This window comes from Paenibacillus sp. MB22_1, assembly GCF_047200555.1.
Lineage (GTDB): Bacteria > Bacillota > Bacilli > Paenibacillales > Paenibacillaceae > Fontibacillus > Fontibacillus phoenicis.
The window spans coordinates 2,670,644-2,692,484 of sequence record NZ_JBLADV010000002.1; the positions used below are offsets into that span (position 1 = coordinate 2,670,644).

Below are 21,841 nucleotides of genomic sequence, written 5' to 3' on the forward strand. Positions count from 1 at the left end.
TTGATTTTTGGTAGGATATGTTTTCTTGGTGAGCATACATGAACTGGAGTAGATACTGAAATGAGTAATTCTCTTTTATCTAAGGACAAATTATCAGAGGCATATAAGAGAGAACTGAAAGAAATCAGGAATATCGTTGGGAAATCCCTAGAGCAACGAAGGTATACCATTGTTGCTGAGGTTAAGTTCATTAATGAGGGTAGGTATGGGACAAGCTTTGTTACTGTTTTTGATGAAGATGGTACAGAGATTCAAATGAAGGTGGCAGAACAACTTGCTAATGAACTTGAGCGTGAGAAAACCTACATATTCTCCGGTCACTTTGAAATTGGCTACTCAGAGAAGTTTGGTGCTCTTCAATTTAAACCACAGCAAATTGAAGTGTTTGGGAGCAGCTTCAGGACAATGCAACAGCAGATTGCTTCAAGAGAACTTATTGAAAGTCAATACCTGAATAAATACAAAGATGATTTTTCTTCTTTTATGGGAATGCAGGAATGTCATGTGGCCCTGGTTACCTCAGCCCAATCAAAGGCAATTCATGATGTAGAGGAAGTATTTAAAAGGCGGCAAGGTATTGTGTACAGCCTATATGAGGTGAAACTTAACAATCCTAAGAGTATTGCTACAGGAATATTTGAAGCATCAGAATCTGGTTGTGATGTGGTAATGATCGTTCGCGGCGGAGGTAAGGATACTGACTTTCTTGTGTTTGATAGCATTGAGGTCTTACAGGAAATTTATAATTCCCCAATACCAGTAATTACCGGCTTAGGACATACGAGCAATTTTACACTTGCTGACCAGGTAGCGGATCGCTGTGAAACAACTCCGACTAAGGCAGCACAGTTTCTAGTTGATAAGTTGGGGCAATACAGGAATGAGAGCAAATATGTATTTCATGAGGAAAGAGCCTCCTATGTAATCAGTTGGAATACTAAATCGAATAATTCAAGAAAAGGGAGAAATATTTTATTAACTATAGTTTCTCTTATCCTTTTTGTTGCAATTATTATTTTATTTACAAGATATTTTTAGAACAGATTAAAAAGCACTAACAATTTCAAATACAGAAGCAAGAACTGGAGGGAACTCGATGGAAATCATAAATAGTTCGGTCAGAATTATTGATTACGAAGCTCAAGAAATCTTATTGAGGGATATTCCTGATTCATTTGAAAGTTTTGTTAGAGAACTAATATCTCATATTCATACCAATGCATCTGTTAGAGAATACAAAACTCGTTCTGTCGCAACTGAGGTGATAGGTAGTATTTTACAAATTATTGAAAGAAAAGAAGATGCTGATTTTGTACTCAATAGAGTCAATGGAATAGCAACAAGGCTATTAAGCAAGGAAATTGAAGCACAAAAACGTGTAGCTAGAATGAACACAAACGTTCAAAAGGGGAGTCTTGTACAAGCGTTGCTATTCGATGAAGAAGACAACTCTTATTTGTATTTACTTGCAAAGGTGGAGCATACTGATTTTGTTGATGATTATGATTTTAGTTTTAAGACAGGATTTTCAAAAGATAAAAAGACTATTTGGAAATCTTGCATTATAGAAATAGCTGATGTTGACTCGTCTGTGTTTTATGCGAAAATATATACAAATACTGTTGCTAATTATTGGGGAAATGACTTCTTAGAGCTTGACCAGGTACATAGTGATGAAGTAAATACCTCTAATGCATTTCGTGCTATCGATGGAACATTAAATCGAAACATGAGAGGACAGTTTCAAAGAGATCACACAATAATTAGAAACGCGTTTATTTCATATTTTAAAAATAATGAACATATAGATTTTCCAACAATGGTTGAATCAATTTTAGGTAATTATGACCCTGTAGACTTACCCGTAGAGAAATTAAACAGCATCAAGGAAAAAATGTTAACATTACCTCAAACTAAGAATTTCGACAGTCAATTTAATACGGTTAAAAGTGCAATTAATGCTCGAATCAAAAGAGTTTATCCGGTGAATGATGGAATTGAATTGAAAATCACCGATGGTATCGAAGACTTAGCTAATACGATTAAAGCCTTTCGTGATGATGACGGTACTCGTTATATTCAAATAAAAACAAATAATGAAGAAACATTTCAAAAATTTAAGACACAATGAATATTACTAAAGTAGAGGTGTGAAGAATGAATCTCTTAAAGAAAATTGAATCCATCTTCCATCTCAATAACTTGAACGTATCAGAAAGAATGAGGATTGTAGAGGGGCGGTTTGATGTTGAGTTCCCCAATTTACCTAGTTATGAAGAATTAAAGAGCCTTTTGGAGGGGATAGTCGATAGAGATACCTTAAAGGTAACGATGATTTCCGATAGCGATGATTCGATAAGATTAGTAAGTCGAGCTTCATTTGAACAAAGTCAATATGATGAGTTTAAAGCAATGCTAGTAGATGGTGATAACATCTCTGTAAGTATAACAATTGAAAAGACAATAGAAGGAAATATGTTTTCAGTATATCACTTTGATTCCTTCACTAAGGATCTTTTGGGATTGAGTACTCTTGAAGCAATGGCTTCGTTTTCATATTTGTTAGAAGATACTGATCATTTAACTTTTGAACTGTTTGACAAGGATTATTTTTTTTGCACAAGCACAATGGCCTTTATAGCTGCTTCGGACAGAGAATTAAATCGTACTAGTTATTCTAGAACTTCACGACTTAGTACTTGTCGTGAAACGTCTTATTTCTTCAATGCAAATGAATATAGATTACTTCCAGAAGATTTTGATATAGAAATTAATTTCAATAATAATCCGCTGACTGAACTTTTTCAGAGGATTTGTACATTGTTATCTTTAGTATATATTTCCTCTACTGCAACCATTGATGGTTCTAATTTAAAAATTCAAATAGCAGGACAGCGAAGTGTTGACTTTAGTTATCGAATAGACGATCTTGCAGGCAATAAGGAGTTGTATAAGATTTATCAGTGGATCTATACCGAGGGGAGTGCCATTGATAAAGCGATAATTGCAAGAAACATTATCAGTTTGCATTGCAGATATGCGGACCTACTTGATACAGATGGAAAAACATTTGCATCAATTCAATCAAATTTCAACTTGTATTTAAAAAGTAATGTTACTCAATACCTGGATTTGAAAAATAAATTGGCTCAGTTTATATGCGATGTTGTTGCTAAAACGGGGGAACATGCAAACCAGTTATTAAAAAACTTCAAATCAAATTTGTTTGCAATTTGCATTTTTTTATTCACTGTTGTACTTACTAATATTGTATCTGATCAACCATTACAGAATATATTCACCAAAGATATAACACTAATTCTTGAACTGGTAATATTCGGTTCTATGGTATATTTAATCATTTGTTTAATGGAAACAAAATATAATTTAAGGAAGACTAAGGAAAGTTATACAGCTCTTAAAATTAACTATGACTCTGTATTGTCTCAAGATGAACTTAAAGAAATTTTCGATGATGATCGGTTATTAAAGGATACTGTTAGATCAATTAATCGAGGAATATGGTTATATTCCATCCTGTGGGTAGTATTTTTGCTTTTGTTATTAGTGATATTAGAATATAACAGTGTTAGTCCCATTATTAAGCCATATCTTCGTAAAGGAATTGAGCTCATTGACCGGCTGATTTCTTAAATTTCTTCTACTGAGGTTGAAGTAGTATAGGAACAAATGATCTTGCATTTTCTCCTCATAAGGTATATAATGGAATTAACTTAATGGCGAAGCTGTAAATTAAAATATGGAATTATTTTACAGTTCGGATATCCTCTTTTAAGAGGGTATTTTCTTTTTAGCGACCATATGGTAATAAAAGAAGCGAGATGTTAAGTAATGACAGGAATAGACTTCGGCGGCTCATATAGAGGATTTGTACAAAATTGATCATCTGAATGAGCGAGATCAGAACACTGCATAGTACCTAATTGACTATTCATAGAGATTTTTTGCTGTCACGCGGCTTTATTTATAAATGAAAAGTTTTTAGCTCCATCGACCTCAGTCGGTGGAGCTTTTTGCATTTTATAGAGGCAAAGTAAAGGGAGGGTAGAATCAATTGAGTGAAAAGGATGATTGGATTATAATGGAACTTATGTTGTGAACCGGATTTCTAGTGTACAAAAAGGGTATGCGGATGCCTAAATGTGAAAGGGAGATGATGATTTTGAAAAAGAGAGTATCTTTAATATTGATGAGTGTTCTTATGGTATTTAGTTTTGCTGTATCCTCTGTATCAGCAGCTAAAGTAAATGTAACCGTGCAGGTTGACGGGAAGACAGTAAAGTTTCCGGACGAAAAGCCTTATTTTGAAAATAATCGAGTGCTGATTCCAATCCGTTTTGTATCTGAGGCATTAGGTGCAAAAGTTGACTACAAAAAGGAGACGACAGGTAGTCGGGTAGAGCGAGTGGTTTACGTTGAACTCAATGGAAAGATGATTCGCATGCCGGTTAATTCCGATACCGTATTGGTTGGAGACACAATCGTTAAATTGGATGTACCAGCTCGACTTCAAGGTTCCCGGGTGTTTGTACCGCTTCGCTTTGTCAGTGAAGCACTTGGTGCCACGGTTAATTGGAATCAAAGTAATAAGTTGGTTAGCATTAGTACAGGAAAAGAAGTGACCGATCCAGATCCGGTTCCGAGTGATGATAACATGTACAGCACGGACTTTAAGTGGAAGGCCGGATATACAGAGCTAGCAAAAGAGTTATTTATTGATAATATGAAGGTCGAGAATGGAAAGCTGACTTTTACCCTTCCACAAGGAGCGCAAGGATATGCGGGGACTACTAAATTTGTTCCTGGGAAAACGTATTCCTTTGATATTGGAAAAGGGAAGGGATACATCATGCTTACAAAAATATATCCGGGCAGAGATGAAAAAGAAGGATATATGATAAGTTTAGATAGTAGTGGAAACGAAGATTTGGAGGCATTGTTCAGTAATGTCAACGATGCCATTGTAGTAAATACTGGTGATGGTTCTGCGGCGCCATTGACCGAAGTACAGAAGCTTGCACAGAAATTAGAATAAGCTAAACGAATCAAATTACATTTTGAGTCTGCGATTAAAGGTCGTAGGCTCTTTTTCTTTTCAGTTTTTGGTAGGGGAGAATGTGAATGAAGAAAAAAGTAAGCATTGTAATACTACTAATAAGTACGCTGATATCAACAGTAGTCTACGCTGCTGGAATCCCAATGTTACAAAAGCATGTAAATGACGCCTTTGGAATATGGGAATACGGTAAAACCGGAGATAGTTTTGTGGGGTTTGTTCCGGCATTGGGTAGAGATGCAAAAGATAACCTTTGGAAACTTTATCAATGGCAAGCTGTTTTTAGTTTTGCAAACGGTCAAAAGAAAACTATAGATAATTACGATGTATTCGCGGTAAAAGAAAAACCGGGAGATCCTGAGTTCTCGGATAAAAACGGCTTTGGCCTAACATACAAAAGTAAGGCTGCTGTAGGTGAACTATTCGATGCTGTCTGGTCAGGTCACATGAATGTATCTCAGAAGCAACAACAGTATTTTCGAGAAACTTTTACTGTGCGCGGAACGGATTATGATTCTGATCATGATTACTACTATGTTTTGGAATGGAATTACAGGTTCCTGCGCACCTCCGGTATCGTCAGCCGAATGGGTGTCCAGTTTGACCGCACCCAAAAAGTTGATGGAAAAGGTCATGCCTATTTCAACGTTACTGCTTGGCCGACCTTGAAAGTCACGCAAGGTGAGGAACTTACAGTGAGCTTTACAACTGCTGGGGTTAATAACAGCTTGCGTCAAGTGGATGTCTATGCGTTACCCAAAGGTGCATTCCCTGACATGACTAAGCGTGTTAAGCTTACCTCAATCACTACAACCGATACAGAATACAGCAATACCGTTAAGATCGCTAGTAAAGAGCTGTCACGTGTACTTGGAAAAGAGGTAGACATTATCGTAGACGATGGCTACGGACGTACTCAGATAGAGAGTGTGACATTAGCAGATGATCTGAATATGGATTACGTCCCAACAAAACTGACGCTAACTGAAGGTGGTCAGCTTTGGGTTAAGTTCCGTTATGACGGTGATGAAGACATTATCTCCAGTGACTATGCAAGTGAACGCGGAATGCCGATGATAGCAAAGGTTACAATCGGCGGTGCGGTTTCTACTAGCTTTAACCTCTCATCCATGTACAAGGATCTGCCAAAGCAGTTTACTGTGGGTAAAGAGTACAGTTACATGCTTGGCGAGATTGAAATCAGTGATGATCCAGGCACGTATTACATCAAAGCAGATGTCACGATAAACAATCCTAATCATCCAGATAGGGCGCTGGAATCACCGAATGAAGCATACTATAATAACGAGATCAAAGGTGGCTGGACAATCGAGCGTAAGGGGGCAGAGAACGATCTGATCGCCCAATCCATTACCGCCAGCCCAGCGGCGCTGACTGTAGGTCAATCGTCTACGGTTACAGCAAAAGTGAAGAACGTTGGGGCTACGGATGTTTCCAATGTCCTGATCCGCTTCATGGCTGATGGTAAGAAGACCATCTATGAAACCAGAAAGAACATGCCTGCTAATACGCCGATTACTGTAGGCGGCTTCAAGTGGACAGGAAATACGGGTATCCATACCTTAAGCGTTCATGTAGACCCCGAGAAGGAAAAACAAGATAAAGATCGTTCAAACAACGTAGCCGTTACGGGTTGCACTGTAACCAAAAATGGCGGCGATGCTTATTGTGATACCACGAAGCCAGAAGCTAAGTGGGATGTGACATATCCATTGATTACAGGCTATCCAACCAAGACAAGAACGGTGTCTTGGACGGACTCAGAAGGTAAACGACATACTTCTACGGAAAGCTACACGGATTACAGCGACCCGATTTGGGAGAATCGAAAAGTAACCTATAATGAAAAGCTTACCGTTTCGGCTGAACTGAATACAAAGCAGGGAATTCCTACAGCCCCGCCTTGGAAGCCGGAAGAAGAGAAGGAATCAGATCGTGAAAGTCGCGGATCATGGGAAATCATTCCTTGGGCTAAGGAAAATGGTTTGAATCCAAATGAGGTTACGCGTGCCGGTTATGGTGTAGAGATCAAAGCAACGACAAAATACACCACAGATTGGGAAACCAAAGTCCCTAAAGGCTTAGAAGGAACGGCTAAACCCATTGGGGGTGAGCTAAAAGGGCCTACTGAGGTTAGGGTCTATATTTGGGACACCAACGGTGATTATGTGACCAGCATTGGTCTAGTTAAGACAGGTGGAGATGATAAAACAGCAACATGGGAGCTTCCAGAAGAGCATTTCAAATCGAAGTTTCTTGACATCTATGAACGAAAATTTTATACGGATGTCAAAGCTCCCGATGGAGAGTATACGTTTAAAATTGTAGCCATGCACGCTGGACAGAATGACTTATCCTCTTGCATCATCAAGAAAATAACCATTTACGGTAGCATGTATGATGATTGGCAGACGAAGCGAGATACATCGGAGTGGTACAAATAAGGGCATTGCATGTATGTAATTTCAGATTTATAATAAAAATAAGAAAGGGGCGGCGGTAACCGTCCCCTGCAACAGCCGCTTTTAAGGGCGGTTCGGCATTAAGAAAAGATAATGCTTATTAAGAAATAAGACCGAAACCTTTTCTCAGGAGGGGCGGTCTATTTCTTTTGGTTAAGGATCGCTAAAACAATTGTAACTACCAGCGTCAGTAGCGCGATAATTAGCGAACTGAAACCGATCATAATTGTTAAAGCGTCTTTAACTTCCATGGCATCACCTCCCTTGCGAGAGGTTAGCCGACCGCCCATATAGCCTTTCTGCTGCAGTTTTAATTATATCATAGACGACCTCAAGCAGTCTCTTCGGAGGCTGCTTTTTCTATTAGTAGAGGGTTAGGTAGTAGAGGGTTGGGAGGAAGAACATGAACAATTTACTGGAGTCGATTCCGCTGATAATTCTGTTAGGGGTAGCCACGTATACAGATTTGCAGTATAGAATCATACCTGATTGGTTGAGTGGTATAGGGATTGGATATTTCCTTATATTTCGGCTATTCCATAATGAACAACCTTTTTATTATTTGCTAGGTGTTTTAATTGGAGCAGGCTTGCTTTATGTATTTGCTGTCTTAAAACCTGATTCATTTGGTGGTGGAGATATTAAGCTAATGGCAGCCGTAGGTATGGCTCTTGGCTGGCAGCAAGCAATGTTGTTTCTAATGATTATGCTCACGTTTGCTTGTCTATTTGCTATAATTTTCAAATGGGCTGGTGAAATGGAAAAACTTCCATTAGCACCGTTCTATTTAATGGCATATTTTCTATTTATAATTGGAGGAATATGAGTTAGTAAAAAAAAGAAAGCATTCTATTATGGGAACATATGATTGCACTTTCAAGTTTCTAATGCTATAATACACTTGTAATTATTTTTTACCTCTATACTCCCGATTTTGCTGGAGACAAGAGTTTAGTCCCTTAGGGACAAATAAGTGTAATGCCTCACCTACAGGCTTTCAAGCCGAGGAAAAAGTAGGACAGTATATTATTTCCCGAAATCTACATTTGCTTAGAACAAGGGAAGAAGGGTACCGAAAGGCTCTGATAAAAGATTTATCTGTGCTTTTATATGCACCTATGGAAATTCTGATTTTAGTTTATAAAGCCGATTTTTGCATGGATCTTCCGTGTAGAGATCGGCTTTTTATATTTAATGAAAGGAGTGTGCGCCATTCGTATTTGTTTGATGAGTTATCTGAGGAGGTAATTCATTTGCTGTTGCACGTCAAAAGTGGAGAACTGTATCCGGTTGACTTTCTTCCCTTGCAACCTGTAGATGTAAAACGAGGTATGAAAAGCTGGGATCAGGCATTTAATTGGAGTATTTATTTTAGTTACCAGAACGTAGAATTATACAAATTAGTAATTCGAGGGAATAATGACATACAAGGAGTCATTGCGTTAGAACGAAGAGTAGATCATGTGTATATTCATTTGATCGAAAGCGCACCTCATAATCGCTTTGACAAGATATTCGATTTTGTAGGAGAGACTTTAGTTGCCTTTGCATGTCAACGTAGCATTGATCTTGGCTTAGAGGGGTTTGTAGCATTTGATGCTAAGACACACTTGATTGCCTATTATGCTCGAAATATGCTGGCAACGCCTATAGGCAGTGGTCGAATGATTATTAATGAAGATAACGCCAGAAAACTGGTTATGTTATACTTAAGATAAGAGGTGATGATCATGGAAAGAATGAAGTATCCAGAGGAGAGTATTGATGAAGCAGCTCGCCGTTTAACTGATGGACACTATGTTGTCTCGTCGGTTCCTGGTGACAATCTAGAACGTGACAGAACCATCAGTGAAGCCATCGCTAAAATGAAGGTTGAACGTTCGGCAAAGGCTCGTTCGTAAGTCGAAAACTTATAAATATCTGATATTTTGTTTTTTGAAAGTCGATGTACAGGAAACCTCTGTAATCATTGGCTTTTTCTATTTTTATAAAAATAAATTTCGCCCTTCGCCTGGCGTAAAATGGCGGTGTTAATCCTACACCGCCATTGGCGGCAGGATTAACGGAGAGGAGAAAAAAATGAGTATTTTAGAAACGTCAATATTTGATGGGTTAAACGATTTAAAAGATAATGCAGAAAACCTGTACTTACAGCACGAAAAGCTTAAAATACAACGGATGAATGCTGAAGCCAGACTTATCAATGCTCAATTACGTGCTCAATTGATGAGTAAGGAAGAAAAGAGTCTGAACGAGCCTTTACATGATAATGAAATGAAAAGATTACTTGAAGAGTACGCTATGCTGGAACAGATGGAGCAGAGTATTGAAGCCAAAAAGGATGAATTACAACTCAGTATCCTGAAATATAAAGAGCAATCCGGTAAAAAACTTACGCTGTCAGACCGATATATAAAACGATATTACTTCCAACATTTAAGAGATGTAGTTTTAAAACGCAAAATGTTACCTGAACCGGATTGGTCTGATGACATGAGTGTTTTACTTTGGTGGAATAAATTGTTACCCATGTTGGATGCAGATACAATAGAAGAACTTTGGATGTATTTTTTAGTAGATGAAAATGATCGTGTAGTAGAGCAAACCATGCGCAAAATGTTAGAAGAGCAACGTAGAAGATTGATAAGAAGATGAACAAATACCGTTCAATAGCCTCTACCCTCAATTGGGTAGGGGCTTTTTTTGTTTTGCTAAAGGTTGAAGGGAGGTAGACGATCTTGATGAGCAGAGAAGCCATTTTGGATGCGCTACTATCGGCTACTGCTGAGAACGAAAATATGATGTGGATGTTGGCAGCACTTAGAATGGCAGAACGACCTGTACAGAAGGAGCAGCTAAGGGATGTAACCAACGCCTTGTACAAAAAGATACATCCTGATGTAGAGCAGGAGAAGTTGCCGATTAGATCAAGGCATTTGCTGGATGAAGCGGCAGCGATGTTAGAAGGAGCATCGCTGGTTCAGGTAGCTGAAGTAGCAAAATCCAAGCGATACACATTATCCCCATTAGGGGAAGAACTACTCAACTATAGGCAATATAAGCTGATGCAAGAACGAATCAAACGAAAGGGAGCGGAGCAATGAATATCAGTTTGAAGTATGGTTTTCTGGGGTTAGGGATGGGAGGAACTTCAATTGCTCATGCATGTGCTGGGATGCGGTTATCTGCCAAAAGTGAGCAGCGTCCTTATACGGCCTTATTGATTAACAGTAATGAGATGGATCTTCTCAAACTGCCAGATTATCCGAATATTAAGAAAATCAAGCTTCCAGGATTTGAACGTGGGGTAGGTCGGGATATTCAGCTTGGGCAGGAAGCATTCAATGTTCACAAGGAAATTATTGCAAAGACACTGCAGAGCTACTTTAATGACCGGGATTACATTTTCATCTGCTGTGGTTTAGGCGGTGGTACAGGAACAGGTGCGGTTATTGAAGCTGTTCGTCTGCTTCATGGAAAGGGCTTTGCAGGGCGATTTGGTTTGTTGCTTACGTTGCCACGTCGAGACGAAGGTCGGAAGGTTCTAGACAATGCCTTGCAACGTCTGCAAGTGATTAAGCGGGCGATGCAAGGCTTAGGAGCGATTGTTGTAGTGGACAATGAAAAGCTGTTCCAAACTGGCTTGAATAAAAATCAGAGTGTGGAGGATTTCATGAAATCATGTAATCGCCATGTGGCACGGCTGCTCCACGATCTGAACACAGTCACAGCCAGCTACAAGCCATATGGTAGCTATCACTTTGATGCTTCGGAATGGTTGAACATGCTTAAGACAGGTGGCTGCTTACACATTGGTAAGTGCGTTCTTTCCGCTCAGGCTGTTGACCTGGCTTCTCCAGTAACCTATATGGAAGCGATCAAGCAGAGTGTGCTAAACGGGGAGTTGTCAGCCGGTTACGATCTTCAAGACGCAACAAGCAGCGCAGTTAGTATTGTAGCCGATAGTTCTACGGCAAGGCGCTTGTTCACTCATGCTTTTGTGGAGCAGATTCAATCATTCCTGCACGAGAGTACCCCGATTTTGGATGAGAACCCTGTGGCTACCTATGTTGGAGATCAGCCTGGGCAAGTAACAGTGTATAGTGTGTTTGCAGGGTTAAATTTTCCCGACAGCGTGAAAACATTGACGGAAGAGCTGGCCGAACTGGAGCGCAGAGCGGAAGAACGAAGCCAGAAGACAGATACCATTGCAGAGGCGCTAGCACGAGTCAAGCCTAGGGATAAGAAGGCAGCTGTCGATCTGGAGGCGTTGCTTGAAGATGATCCTGCACCAAAAACAGCCCAAGAGAAATCTGATCCCTTTGATTTTCTAAACAGTCTGAAGTGATACGCTTCAGATAAGCCTTTGTACAGCGGATAATGCGGCAGATAAAAGTGACAAGTGATGCACATATAAATTAAAACCAAAATGGAGAGTGAATCAGATGTCGTTTTGGGAGCAGCGTACTCGAAAAAGAACTGAAGAGTTGGAGGAGATGTACAAACAGGCAGTAGAGCTTTCTTTCAAATTAGGAACGGCTTTATCAGAATGGAGGACGATGCTGCCAGAAAGTACCTCTCCTGATCCGAAGGCGTATCCACCATGTATCTATAGAACGTACATGCTGGGAGATAATCCAGTTTATCAATTCTCGTATCAAGGGATGTTGCCTCTTTATCTGAGAGACAAGCATTACGGCAATCAAATTAAGGACTACTACACTCAAGCTACTATTCAGGCCACAATGGAAGCAGTAGCGGCTTCCCAAACAGAAACTCCTGTTCTGAGTTCGGCCTTTATTTATATCTGTCATTTTTTTGAGGATTTATTGATCCGTGATCTGGACAATCGTAACCGTAGCGCAATAATAAACGCGATTCGATATGCTGGATTGATCAAAGATGATTCGTGGAAGGAAGTGGAAATTATGGAATCTGGATTCTTGGATGTTAATCGTAAAAACCATGTTCAAGTCTTTGTTACACCTTCCCAAAATGCTTTGAAAATGATTGAAAATATTCGTGAAAAGTATCGGGCCGGCCATGATTTTTCGGGTATGTTTGAACCCGATAAACACCCCCTATGAGTTGAACCCGTTATTTTCGGAAAGAACTTTTTAAAAATACGTGCTGGATATTGGATTGTACCCGAAACGAAATTAAGGCTAGAGCGGAAAGGTGGGAAGAGGCTACCGCGAAACGCAGTTGAGCGTTAGACTCTGAGCACCCCGTCCTACGCCCCCCGTCAATTAACCCATAAACCGTAACTAACAAGACAATGTGCCTTAGAAAGCGGGGCAGTAAATTTCCAGCAGAAAGGAGGATAAATGCCAAGACAACGTGAATGGACAGACCGGGACCTGAGTATATTGCAGGAACTGTATGAACTACGGGAAATGACGAAGAAGCAAATTACGATGAAGCATTTTACAAGTGAGAAGTATGCACATAAGCGGTTGTATGTCATGAAAAAGGAAGGGCTTATAACTACGAACGTGTATGGTAAGAGAACGGCAGGTCGAACAGTCACGGCGGCGTATGTCCGATTAACCGAAGCGGGAATGGATTTGTTAATAGAACGTGGCTTGTTGGATAGCAAGAACTATCGTGCAAGGGATTTGGGACTGTCAATTCAACAGCGGCAGTACATTACGGATGCGAACGAGCTATTCGTGCAGATCCCCGAAGTGCCGTATATGGACTCTCGCCAGATCAAGCGCAAATACAATCTCAACCGTGGTAATCTAACGGTCGGTGGATTCAGAAGTGACAAAGGGGATTATATGATCTACATCCTGATGCCCGATGCCAGGGAACAAACGCTAGTCAAGATCATCAACGAGATCAAGAAGCACATGAAACTGCGAGGATTCCTGGTGTATTACAAGAGCGTATCCGTAAAACATGCTTTTGAAACCATGAGTGAGAAGCTAAATTTAGTTACAGGTGGTATCCCGGTTCACTTGCTGCCGTTCAATGAGTGGGGGATTCAAATCACAAGGGAATACATCCTGACAAACACGTTTTTAAAGCTACAGAAATTGCTTGAACCATATGGAGAACTGAAAGAAGTTGGCCATTCCAGCAAATACGGATTTGAATACGGGCTGGTGCAAAAAGAATGGATTGGTCCGTGGAAAGACCCCTATGTCATCGAACTCCTGACGATGAACATGATGACTTTGAAACGATGTTTAACCAACTACTCCATAGGAGTAAGCCAGACAGTAGGACGAAGAGTCCTTCTTTTTTGTTATGAGGATGAAGTTGAACACTACAAGCAGGAGTTATCAACCGCAGCACATGTGGATATTGTGGGTATTTCAAAGAATTCCCTTTGAATTCATTTGAACGAAGATTTGAAAGGAAACTTATATGCCATGATCAGATTCGTAAGCTTATTGCTCACTCTTGGCGGGTGGGCTTATTTGTATTGGCGCTTACCGGGTTGGCCCTTATTTATTCCTTGGTCACTCAGCATCATCGGCTTAGTCGTCTATTTATACGGTTGGGTGTTAGAACGGGAGAATAAGCTGATTTATTTCTTCACCAGCTTACTTTGGATTGGGATAGCGTTGAGTCTCAGACTGAATGAGGAGATTTTAGCGACTCCATCCTTTCCATTTACGATAACAGGAACCGTGCACACAGCCTTTATAGCAGCACTCATTTTGTCCTCGTTCCTTACATTTGCCAATTACAGACTCGAACACAATTTGAAAAACCGCCGAGGCAATGTGAGCAAGCAACAACTTGTCCATGTCAAACCTACGGCGGCCGATCGATGGAAAAGTTTTAAACGTCTGTTTATTTCGTCCAAGACAGAGATTCGACTGAATTTGGGTGAAGAAATACCTATGAAGGATTGAGGTCATAAACCACACGGCTAAAGCCGTGAGCTTGCAGCTAGAATAAATCTGCCGCGTTTGGCTATATGACAGTAGCCCTGCTCGCAATTATACGAGCAGCCACATTGTCGGCTGGAGCAGCGTACCCACAGCATTGACAATGGAATGTATCTCTGGTCGCTCGGTTCTTTTTGTCGATCAGTCCGCATTCCGGACATGTTCGGGATGTGTTGCGCGGATCAACCAAAACCACTGGTACACCAGCCAGTCTAGCCTTGTACTCGATAAACTGGCGAAGCTGATAGAACGCCCAAGAAGAATGTTTCGCACGCTGAGCCTTTTTAACCGTCTTCTCCGTCCGTTCCCGAATACCTTTGAGGTCTTCGAGAGCAATCATAGACCGAGTGCCTTTGGCTTTCTCAACAATCTTCTTGGAAATGCAGTGGTTTATATCGCGTACAAAACGCTGTTCTTTGCGGCGACGCTTTTTAAGCAAGCGTTTAGCAGATTTGGTGCCTTTCGCTTGCAGTTTCTTTCGCAAACGACGATGACGAGCGCGAATGCTGTTAACCTTTGAACCAGAAAATACTTCGCTCGTGGAATCAACAGCGATATTCGCAATACCAAGGTCAACGCCAATTACGCCTTCTGGCTCAAACGGTGTTCCGTCCGGCAAATCAACCACAAGGAGGAGATAAAATGATCCGTCTTGTAAAATCAAGTCGGCTTGCCCGCGAACCCTGCGGCCCTGCAATACGCCTTTGTGGTAGGCGCTAATAATCATAGGGACGTCAATGCGTCCTTCAAGTGTAAGTATAGATGCGTACTCCAGCCCTTTGAAGGACAGAATACGCTGGTCATACACGACGGCCCCAAATTCGCGGAAGGCATGGACGGACTTGCGTTCAGTTTTGTAACTTTCTGCAACCTTTCCGATAGAGCGGACAACCAACTGCGCCGACAGACCGAAGCGCTCGCGGACGTCGTAATAACAAAGCTTTTGGATACCAATTTTACCGAACGTTTTGGATTCAAAAGAAACTTTGCTGATGTAGTTACACGCTTCATTGAATCGTTTCATGGTGTCCAATAACTTTCGATGTTGTTCACTATCCGTCAACAGTTTGATCTTCATCGTGCAAAGCAAGGAAATCACCCCCCTTTGCAATCTATTATACCACAATTATTGAATAAATTAATCAATAGAAAGGAAGGTGAGAGCATGATTCAATGGGGAGGCAGTGATATGTTCACGCATATGCTTGTTGTTGGCCCTACCCGCTGTGGAAAGACAGCCACTTTACTCAAGCCCATGATTTATCAGTTGCTGCTTCTGAAGAAGAAGGGGGTTCCACTCGGACTTTCTGTTGTGGAGCCTAAAGGTGATGTTGCGGCAATGGTAGCAGAAATGTGTGATGCAATGGATATGCCCTGTGTCCATGTTGATCCCACAATAACTCATAGCGCGCGGTTTCCGGTGATGAAAGGCGACGAGGACGACGTAGCAGAAGCTACGGTTACTGTCCTTAAATCTATGTTCGGGAAACAGGAAGCATTTTTTGCTACAGTGCAGGAGCTTGCCGGACGGAATATTACCAAGCTTTTAAAACGTCTTTACTTGGATGATGTTAACCTGGGCGATGTACTCCGAACGATGCGAGATCAACGAATGCTGGAGGATAAGGTACAGGAACTTCGTTTTAAAGAGGGTGAATCCGATCTGGTTCAGTTTTTCCAATCGGAACTGCTTGGGGCACAGAAGGAAAAATATCAGCAGTTTGTTATCGGGCTTCGCGCCCAGCTTGAGAACTTAACGTCTAACCGGCATCTGGAGCCAATCTTGACTGGACAATCCGATTTCGACATGGACAAGCATTTTGCTTCTGGCGGTGTATTAGCCGTAAATACGGCCATGGGTAAATTGCGGAAAGCCGGGGATGCCTTTGGTCAGTTCGTCGTTATGCATTTGCAGAGCGGAACATTCCGCAGGCCGGGCACAGAGCGCACGCGCGTACCGCATTTTATGATCGTGGATGAGTATTCCCGATATATTAATCCCGATGTGGAGTTGTTCTTATCCATTGCAGCGGAGTATCGAACAGCCGGAATATTTGCTATCCAGTCTTTGGGGCAGCTAGAAGTCGAATCTGGCAAGATCAACGCTAAGGCCATGAAGCAATCCATTATGACGAGTTGCCGAAACAAAATCGCTTTTGGCGGGCTATCTTATCAAGATGCTGTTGAATTTAGTCGGGAATTTGGGAAAAAACAAATCATAATGCGTCAAAGCACATTTAAACAGCAATTATTACTCCCTAACTTTTTGCCGGAGAACTACCGGGACACGGAAAAGGAAGAAGACCGTATTTTTTACACGCAGATGATGGATGGACTACCCAAATTCCATTACGTGGCGAAGCTGCTGGACGATGGCACACCTTTACCGCCGAAAATAGGCAAAGGTTCATTTGTTCCGAGGGACTGGAAAGAGCGGCGGGAATGGGAAGTAAAGCGGCGATGGTGGAGAGGATTTGGTGCCGTAATCAAGAGCAGGGGCGCTAAACTTGAACATGGAAATGTGGCATTCGATGCGCAGCCTAATCAAGAAACTTTTACTTCTCGTTTGAAATTTATATCTGACCCTATCCAAGATGAACCGTATGTAGACGAAGATGATTTCGATCACACAACGACAAACACAGAAGAAGATCCATTTGAGTAAGAACCTCAGCGCTAATTGTGTTGAGGTTTTTCAAATATCCAAAAACATCCAAAAACAAATTTATGGAGGTAATGAACATGAGTGAAGAGTTAAAGAAAGTGTTGATTGAAGGTTATAACGAGGAAAAGTTGGAGCAGAGCAGCTATGATGAAGGCTGGGCACAGATTTATAGTGCCCGGCAGAATGATCTTGTATTGCAAGCTGAACTAATTGGTCTTGAGCCAAAGCTTAACAAGCTGTGTGGCGTGGTATTAGTCGGTGGAGTCAGAGGATATATCCCACAGGATTTCTCTGGTACGAAGGATGCCCATGAATTTCGGCGTTTACTTGGAGAACCAGTTGCCTTTAAAATCCTGAGCTATGATCGTGATGGAGATACCTTCATCGCATCCCGTCAAGCAGCCCTGGAACATATGGAAGGTTTGACGTGGAAATGGCTGGAGCAAGATGCGGTAATTACAGCGGTAGTACGTAATGTTACTCCCAAGGTATTGATGCTGGATATTGGCGGTATTACAACGGAGCTGCCGGTTCAGGAATATGGTTATGGATGGGTAGATGATCTTCGTGAAGAAGTTACCGCCGGGGATCACCTCAAAGTAAAGGTGGTAGAACTGGATAAAGAAAATAAAATCGTGAAGGTTAGCAAGAAGGCAACAGAGAAAAGTCCATGGCCGGATTGCGTAAAACGATATGTATCCAAAGGAACCTACAAAGGTAAGGTATCCGGTGTAATGGAGTACGGCATTTTCGTTAATCTTGAGCGCGGAGTCGATGCTCTGGTTCCGCATATCCGGTTTGGAAAAGTGAAGCGGGGCGACACAGTCTATATTCGGGTCCGCGGGGTTGATCCAAAGCAAGAGCGGATTTATGGGCGGATTATTCCCAAAAAGTGAAAGGGGCGATTCTCGCCTCTTTCCTCACTTAGTTTTAGAAAGGAGCTTTGTATGAAAACATCACCCTTCTCGATTACACATGAATGGACGTTTAAACCTGCTTCATTTCCGGAGGAGCTTGTACCGGGATATGCTCCATTACGAGCTGCTACCGAAGCAGACGGTCTCAGATCGCTTGGTTTGATTGGCTGCATGGGAAGTGTTCAAATGGGGCGTCTATTCCAGTGGAAACGACATCAAGTCCGGCGCATGTTAGCTGAGAAGAAGCTGATTCAGCACCTGCTTCTCAAGAACAAGAACACGATCCCAATCTATACGATTGGCCCACGAACAGCGCAATTACTCAACCTGGAATGGTCACATGAATTCTGGAGAACATGGACAATGGAACAGATTTTGTCCCATTTAGTGTTTTTTCAGTTTTGCTGCGCCATGCGGGATAAACAAAAAGCGTTTCAAATTCATGCCGCTCCTTATCCCTTTACGGGCAGGGTTGAGATTGGAGCGGAATCCAGAAATGTATTGGTGATCCGTGGAGATACCAGTTACTTGCCTGCTTCATTACGGCACTCATCGTATCCCATTATTGTAATCTCAGAATCTCTTGAAGCGGTTATGCCGTTGAATGAACTTTTGAAGGAAGCGAAGTTACTACTGGACACTGACCTGAAACAAGATTATCGTTTCTACAGGCAGATCAAGGGAGAATGGGTAATTAAGTAAATGTCTTGGGAAAAATCTCCTTTCCTATTGAAATACGAACATATGTGTGGTAAATTGTTCCTATAAAACAGAACATACATTCGTATTATAGGAAGGAGTTTTAGACTATGGACAATCAAGAAAACAGACAGGCGGCACTAGAAAAGGCTTTGAAGGAAATTGAGAAGTCTTATGGGAGAGGGGCTGTCATGAAATTAGGGGAGGCAGCTCATGTCCAAGTTGAAACCGTTTCGAGCGGCAATCTTGCTCTTGATATAGCTTTAGGTGTAGGAGGTTTTCCAAGAGGGCGAATTATTGAGGTTTATGGTCCAGAATCCTCCGGTAAAACAACAGTGGCACTACACGCGATTGCTGAAGTACAGAAGTTAGGAGGACAAGCTGCTTTCATTGACGCCGAACATGCACTTGATCCACTTTACGCGAAGAATATAGGCGTTAACATTGATGAATTACTGTTGTCCCAGCCCGATACCGGTGAACAGGCGCTTGAAATAGCAGATGCCTTGGTACGAACCGGAGCGGTAGAAATTTTGGTTGTTGATTCCGTAGCGGCCCTTGTTCCTAAAGCAGAGATCGAGGGAGAGATGGGGGATTCTCATGTAGGACTTCAAGCCCGACTCATGTCTCAAGCGATGCGAAAATTATCCGGTTCGCTTAGCAAATCCAAGACGATAGCTATCTTTATTAATCAACTCCGGGAGAAAGTCGGTGTATCGTTTGGAAGTCCGGAAGTAACTCCTGGGGGCCGTGCATTGAAATTCTATTCATCGGTTCGTCTTGATGTACGTCGTATGGAGACGATCAAATTAGGTAATGAGATGGTGGGAAGCCGGACACGTATTAAGGTCGTTAAGAATAAGGTTGCACCACCGTTTAAGCAGGTTGAGGTTGATATGATGTATGGTGAAGGCATTTCGAAAGAAGCAACCCTTCTTGATCTCGGAGTTGAACTGAATGTAGTTGAAAAATCAGGTTCGTGGTTTTCTTATGCCGGTGATCGTTTAGGGCAAGGCAGGGAGAATGCTAAGCAGTTCTTAAAGGAACATCCGGAGGTAGCTTTCAAAATCGACAGTGAGATCCGCGGATCTGAGGTAGAGCTGAAACCGGTACTGGAAGAAGCGGAAGATCGGGAATTTGCAGCCGGATAAAATGAGAACGTATGATTGCACTTTTATAATCACAATGCTATAATATTCCTGTAATTATCTTTACCTCTACACTCCCGTTTGCCGGAGACAAGAGTTGCCTGTATAGGCGATAAGTGCTGTACCTCCCCTACAAAGCTTTATAGCTGAGGATTAAAGTAGGATAAAGTCATTACCCCCCGAAATCTCCTGTGCTGAGAACAAGGGAAGAAGAGTACCGAAAGGCTCTGATAAAGGTTAAACCGCACCCGCATGTGTAATTTAAAGTATTGATAATGAATTAAAGCCGATTTTTGCATGGATTCGTCCGTGCAGAAATCGGCTTTTTTATTTTCAAAAAAATGAAAGGGTGATCGAAGCATGTTTAAACACTGGTTCAAAAAGGACAAACGTCAAGATTCATCAGTTTCACATTATAACCCGGTTCTTCCCAATGAGAGTGAGTGGACTAAGCTCAAGCTAATGTGGGAGAAATCCAGAAATAAGCATAGCCCTTTAGAGCAAAGTCTTATTCAGGAAGAAGCAGAAGCTTTTGAACGAGTAAGGGGGATGCTTGAGGAGGCTCTTTCGCTATTGGATGATGCCTGCATTGAATCAGAAGGAATGCTCAAGGTGAGGCTTCGACAAATCTGGACTGATCTGGATGAGCTTGTGAAGACCTATACGCTTGAATAATAAAAATGTGAATGAACGTTATTTCTCTCAAAGAGAAAGGACGTTTTTTTATTTTACCTTTCTGTGCGGGTATAAATAGCACAGACGTCAAATGACGGGTGGAGGTTAAAAAATGGACTTGTCGATTATGGAAAAGGTAGTAGTTCAAGGTGATCTTTCTTCATTGAAACCCGAGGAACGTTTGATCTACTACACGAAAGTTTGTGAGAGCGTTGGACTTAATCCCCTCACCAAGCCGTTTGATTATCTGAAACTGGATGGAAAGCTAGTGCTTTATGCTAAGCGCGATGCTACGGATCAGCTTCGTAAAATTCACAAAATCAGTATCACAATAACCAGCCGTGAACGCATTGGTGATGTTTACTGTGTGACAGCTCGTGGAACGACTCAAGACGGTCGTGCTGATGAATCCATAGGTGCTGTTTCCTTAATGAAAGAGGAGAAGATCTGGGACGAGATGCGTAGATGCAAAGTCCCTACAGGAAAGATTCTCCCGTTGACAGCAGATGAACTTGCCAATGCCATTATGAAAGCCGAAACAAAAGCGAAGCGTCGGGTAACGCTGTCACTATCCGGCCTTGGAATGATGGACGAAAGTGAGATTGAAACCATTGAAGGTGCAGAACGGATTGAAGTGGGTGAGCTTGCTCAAACGAATAATCAAGTTCCGAAAAAGCTGTCTTCTGATAGCACTGCATCCAGTTCTGATCCTAAGACTACTGAAAGTAAAGGTAAGAAAAACAATTCGGGTGGAAAGCCTTCAAACTCGAATCCAAAGAACTCGGGAGAAGTATACAAGATGCTGGATATGGCAACAGGAACCTCTCCGGGCGGAGTAACATTCGCCAAGTTGAAAGTAGTCAATGTAGGGACGGGTGAAGAATCCATTGTGCTTGCCAATACAGCTGAAACGCTTGATCAGGTCAATGCGATTTCAAATAACATGCAATTTAAACTTGATTTTGAAATGAGCAATGGATTCAAAATTGTGAAATCGATTCAGTTAGTGGGTGAAGCTGCATGAGTCTGACAACCTTTACGGATGGGAAGGCACTAATCTGTGCGTTCCCATCCAGTAAGCAAAATGGCGTGTATCTCGTGAAAGTGGAGCCTCATTACAACGATTTGATTATTACGCATGACTGCCCTGCATGTCATTTCGGACACAAGCAATGCAAGCATGTTCAAATGGCTGCGGAAGTTTACGAGCGTTGGCAGTGGTGGGAACCTAAAAAGCAGATTCACACGGTTACGCGCAAAATTGTTCTTTCG

General features: G+C 41.7%; 23 protein-coding genes. 21 read left to right on the forward strand and 2 right to left on the reverse strand.

Annotated features, from left to right (window positions below):
- The first annotated feature begins 60 nt into the window (after positions 1-60).
- From ACL02P_RS23905 to ACL02P_RS23925, 5 genes are all read left to right on the forward strand, one after another.
- Positions 61-1,038: an exodeoxyribonuclease VII large subunit gene (locus tag ACL02P_RS23905; protein ID WP_412838224.1), complete on the forward strand. Its 978-nt coding sequence runs from the start codon at positions 61-63 to the stop codon at positions 1,036-1,038.
- Between the two features lie 58 nt (positions 1,039-1,096).
- Positions 1,097-2,131: a hypothetical protein gene (locus ACL02P_RS23910; protein WP_412838225.1), complete on the forward strand. Its 1,035-nt coding sequence runs from the start codon at positions 1,097-1,099 to the stop codon at positions 2,129-2,131.
- A gap of 26 nt (positions 2,132-2,157) precedes the next feature.
- On the forward strand, positions 2,158-3,654 hold the full coding sequence (locus ACL02P_RS23915) for a hypothetical protein (protein WP_412838226.1): 1,497 nt from the start codon (positions 2,158-2,160) through the stop codon (positions 3,652-3,654).
- Between the two features lie 523 nt (positions 3,655-4,177).
- Positions 4,178-5,056: a copper amine oxidase N-terminal domain-containing protein gene (locus ACL02P_RS23920; RefSeq protein WP_412838282.1), complete on the forward strand. Its 879-nt coding sequence runs from the start codon at positions 4,178-4,180 to the stop codon at positions 5,054-5,056.
- Positions 5,057-5,142: 86 nt separating this feature from the next.
- On the forward strand, positions 5,143-7,542 hold the full coding sequence (locus ACL02P_RS23925) for a CARDB domain-containing protein (protein ID WP_412838227.1): 2,400 nt from the start codon (positions 5,143-5,145) through the stop codon (positions 7,540-7,542).
- Between the two features lie 158 nt (positions 7,543-7,700).
- On the opposite strand, the gene ACL02P_RS23930 is transcribed toward ACL02P_RS23925, so the two are convergent.
- Positions 7,701-7,811, reverse strand: a complete 111-nt coding sequence (locus ACL02P_RS23930) for a putative holin-like toxin (protein WP_197070091.1) — start codon at positions 7,809-7,811, stop codon at positions 7,701-7,703.
- Positions 7,812-7,963: 152 nt separating this feature from the next.
- Here ACL02P_RS23930 and ACL02P_RS23935 point away from each other — a divergent pair, with 152 nt between their 5' ends.
- The 9 genes from ACL02P_RS23935 to ACL02P_RS23975 all read left to right on the forward strand — a co-directional run bounded on the left by ACL02P_RS23935 (position 7,964) and on the right by ACL02P_RS23975 (position 14,429).
- Positions 7,964-8,386, forward strand: a complete 423-nt coding sequence (locus ACL02P_RS23935; RefSeq protein WP_412838228.1) for a prepilin peptidase — start codon at positions 7,964-7,966, stop codon at positions 8,384-8,386.
- Between the two features lie 427 nt (positions 8,387-8,813).
- Positions 8,814-9,278, forward strand: coding sequence for a hypothetical protein (locus tag ACL02P_RS23940; RefSeq protein WP_068786910.1), 465 nt, complete (start codon positions 8,814-8,816; stop codon positions 9,276-9,278).
- 12 nt (positions 9,279-9,290) lie between these two features.
- On the forward strand, positions 9,291-9,461 hold the full coding sequence (locus tag ACL02P_RS23945; protein WP_198524802.1) for a hypothetical protein: 171 nt from the start codon (positions 9,291-9,293) through the stop codon (positions 9,459-9,461).
- 178 nt (positions 9,462-9,639) lie between these two features.
- The gene (locus ACL02P_RS23950; RefSeq protein ID WP_412838229.1) at positions 9,640-10,215 is read left to right on the forward strand and encodes a hypothetical protein; all 576 of its coding nucleotides are present in this window, start codon (positions 9,640-9,642) and stop codon (positions 10,213-10,215) included.
- Between the two features lie 83 nt (positions 10,216-10,298).
- Positions 10,299-10,664: a hypothetical protein gene (locus tag ACL02P_RS23955; protein WP_009225510.1), complete on the forward strand. Its 366-nt coding sequence runs from the start codon at positions 10,299-10,301 to the stop codon at positions 10,662-10,664.
- The gene (locus ACL02P_RS23960; RefSeq protein WP_009225509.1) at positions 10,661-11,908 is read left to right on the forward strand and encodes a plasmid replication protein; all 1,248 of its coding nucleotides are present in this window, start codon (positions 10,661-10,663) and stop codon (positions 11,906-11,908) included. The genes ACL02P_RS23955 and ACL02P_RS23960 overlap by 4 nt, the downstream gene beginning before the upstream one ends.
- 97 nt (positions 11,909-12,005) lie before the next feature.
- Positions 12,006-12,647 carry a hypothetical protein gene (locus tag ACL02P_RS23965; protein ID WP_412838230.1) on the forward strand — a complete coding sequence of 214 codons (642 nt, stop codon included), beginning with the start codon at positions 12,006-12,008 and terminating at the stop codon, positions 12,645-12,647.
- A gap of 240 nt (positions 12,648-12,887) precedes the next feature.
- Positions 12,888-13,901 (forward strand): hypothetical protein, encoded by a 1,014-nt coding sequence (locus ACL02P_RS23970; RefSeq protein WP_412838231.1) that lies wholly within the window; start codon positions 12,888-12,890, stop codon positions 13,899-13,901.
- Positions 13,902-13,940: 39 nt separating this feature from the next.
- On the forward strand, positions 13,941-14,429 hold the full coding sequence (locus tag ACL02P_RS23975) for a hypothetical protein (protein ID WP_412838232.1): 489 nt from the start codon (positions 13,941-13,943) through the stop codon (positions 14,427-14,429).
- A gap of 61 nt (positions 14,430-14,490) precedes the next feature.
- Here ACL02P_RS23975 and ACL02P_RS23980 read toward each other — a convergent pair whose 3' ends face one another.
- The gene (locus ACL02P_RS23980; protein WP_249413056.1) at positions 14,491-15,564 is read right to left on the reverse strand and encodes an RNA-guided endonuclease InsQ/TnpB family protein; all 1,074 of its coding nucleotides are present in this window, start codon (positions 15,562-15,564) and stop codon (positions 14,491-14,493) included.
- Between the two features lie 66 nt (positions 15,565-15,630).
- Between ACL02P_RS23980 and ACL02P_RS23985 the strand changes: the two genes are divergently transcribed.
- The 7 genes from ACL02P_RS23985 to ACL02P_RS24015 form a co-directional block, all read left to right on the forward strand.
- Entirely contained in the window at positions 15,631-17,130 is a 1,500-nt protein-coding gene (locus ACL02P_RS23985; RefSeq protein WP_412837289.1) for a type IV secretory system conjugative DNA transfer family protein, read from the forward strand.
- Positions 17,131-17,207: 77 nt separating this feature from the next.
- Positions 17,208-18,026: a S1 RNA-binding domain-containing protein gene (locus tag ACL02P_RS23990; protein ID WP_232730013.1), complete on the forward strand. Its 819-nt coding sequence runs from the start codon at positions 17,208-17,210 to the stop codon at positions 18,024-18,026.
- A gap of 51 nt (positions 18,027-18,077) precedes the next feature.
- Entirely contained in the window at positions 18,078-18,749 is a 672-nt protein-coding gene (locus ACL02P_RS23995; RefSeq protein WP_412837288.1) for a hypothetical protein, read from the forward strand.
- A gap of 107 nt (positions 18,750-18,856) precedes the next feature.
- A complete protein-coding gene (gene recA / locus ACL02P_RS24000) occupies positions 18,857-19,897 on the forward strand; it encodes a recombinase RecA (RefSeq protein WP_412838233.1) in 1,041 nt (346 codons plus the stop codon).
- A 357-nt stretch (positions 19,898-20,254) separates the two neighbouring features.
- A complete protein-coding gene (locus ACL02P_RS24005) occupies positions 20,255-20,569 on the forward strand; it encodes a hypothetical protein (protein WP_036715201.1) in 315 nt (104 codons plus the stop codon).
- Positions 20,570-20,681: 112 nt separating this feature from the next.
- Positions 20,682-21,593: a hypothetical protein gene (locus tag ACL02P_RS24010; RefSeq protein ID WP_068779957.1), complete on the forward strand. Its 912-nt coding sequence runs from the start codon at positions 20,682-20,684 to the stop codon at positions 21,591-21,593.
- Positions 21,590-21,841 (forward strand): hypothetical protein (locus tag ACL02P_RS24015; protein WP_412838234.1); only part of this gene is annotated, 252 nt, incomplete at its 3' end. The genes ACL02P_RS24010 and ACL02P_RS24015, both read left to right, overlap by 4 nt.

Excerpts from the sequence above, each read along its gene's own strand:
- ACL02P_RS23975 (WP_412838232.1), top strand. The coding sequence starts at position 13,941 with ATGATCAGATTCGTAAGCTTATTGCTCACTCTTGGCGGGTGGGCTTAT.
- ACL02P_RS23965 (WP_412838230.1), top strand. The coding sequence starts at position 12,006 with ATGTCGTTTTGGGAGCAGCGTACTCGAAAAAGAACTGAAGAGTTGGAG.
- ACL02P_RS23910 (WP_412838225.1), top strand. The coding sequence starts at position 1,097 with ATGGAAATCATAAATAGTTCGGTCAGAATTATTGATTACGAAGCTCAA.
- ACL02P_RS23960 (WP_009225509.1), top strand. The coding sequence starts at position 10,661 with ATGAATATCAGTTTGAAGTATGGTTTTCTGGGGTTAGGGATGGGAGGA.
- ACL02P_RS23990 (WP_232730013.1), top strand. The coding sequence starts at position 17,208 with ATGAGTGAAGAGTTAAAGAAAGTGTTGATTGAAGGTTATAACGAGGAA.
- ACL02P_RS23920 (WP_412838282.1), top strand. The coding sequence starts at position 4,178 with ATGATTTTGAAAAAGAGAGTATCTTTAATATTGATGAGTGTTCTTATG.
- ACL02P_RS23945 (WP_198524802.1), top strand. The coding sequence starts at position 9,291 with ATGGAAAGAATGAAGTATCCAGAGGAGAGTATTGATGAAGCAGCTCGC.
- ACL02P_RS23915 (WP_412838226.1), top strand. The coding sequence starts at position 2,158 with ATGAATCTCTTAAAGAAAATTGAATCCATCTTCCATCTCAATAACTTG.
- ACL02P_RS24010 (WP_068779957.1), top strand. The coding sequence starts at position 20,682 with ATGGACTTGTCGATTATGGAAAAGGTAGTAGTTCAAGGTGATCTTTCT.
- ACL02P_RS23985 (WP_412837289.1), top strand. The coding sequence starts at position 15,631 with ATGATTCAATGGGGAGGCAGTGATATGTTCACGCATATGCTTGTTGTT.
- recA (WP_412838233.1), top strand. The coding sequence starts at position 18,857 with ATGGACAATCAAGAAAACAGACAGGCGGCACTAGAAAAGGCTTTGAAG.
- ACL02P_RS23950 (WP_412838229.1), top strand. The coding sequence starts at position 9,640 with ATGAGTATTTTAGAAACGTCAATATTTGATGGGTTAAACGATTTAAAA.
- ACL02P_RS24005 (WP_036715201.1), top strand. The coding sequence starts at position 20,255 with ATGTTTAAACACTGGTTCAAAAAGGACAAACGTCAAGATTCATCAGTT.
- ACL02P_RS23995 (WP_412837288.1), top strand. The coding sequence starts at position 18,078 with ATGAAAACATCACCCTTCTCGATTACACATGAATGGACGTTTAAACCT.
- ACL02P_RS23930 (WP_197070091.1), bottom strand. The coding sequence starts at position 7,811 with ATGGAAGTTAAAGACGCTTTAACAATTATGATCGGTTTCAGTTCGCTA.
- ACL02P_RS23905 (WP_412838224.1), top strand. The coding sequence starts at position 61 with ATGAGTAATTCTCTTTTATCTAAGGACAAATTATCAGAGGCATATAAG.
- ACL02P_RS23925 (WP_412838227.1), top strand. The coding sequence starts at position 5,143 with ATGAAGAAAAAAGTAAGCATTGTAATACTACTAATAAGTACGCTGATA.
- ACL02P_RS23970 (WP_412838231.1), top strand. The coding sequence starts at position 12,888 with ATGCCAAGACAACGTGAATGGACAGACCGGGACCTGAGTATATTGCAG.
- ACL02P_RS23935 (WP_412838228.1), top strand. The coding sequence starts at position 7,964 with ATGAACAATTTACTGGAGTCGATTCCGCTGATAATTCTGTTAGGGGTA.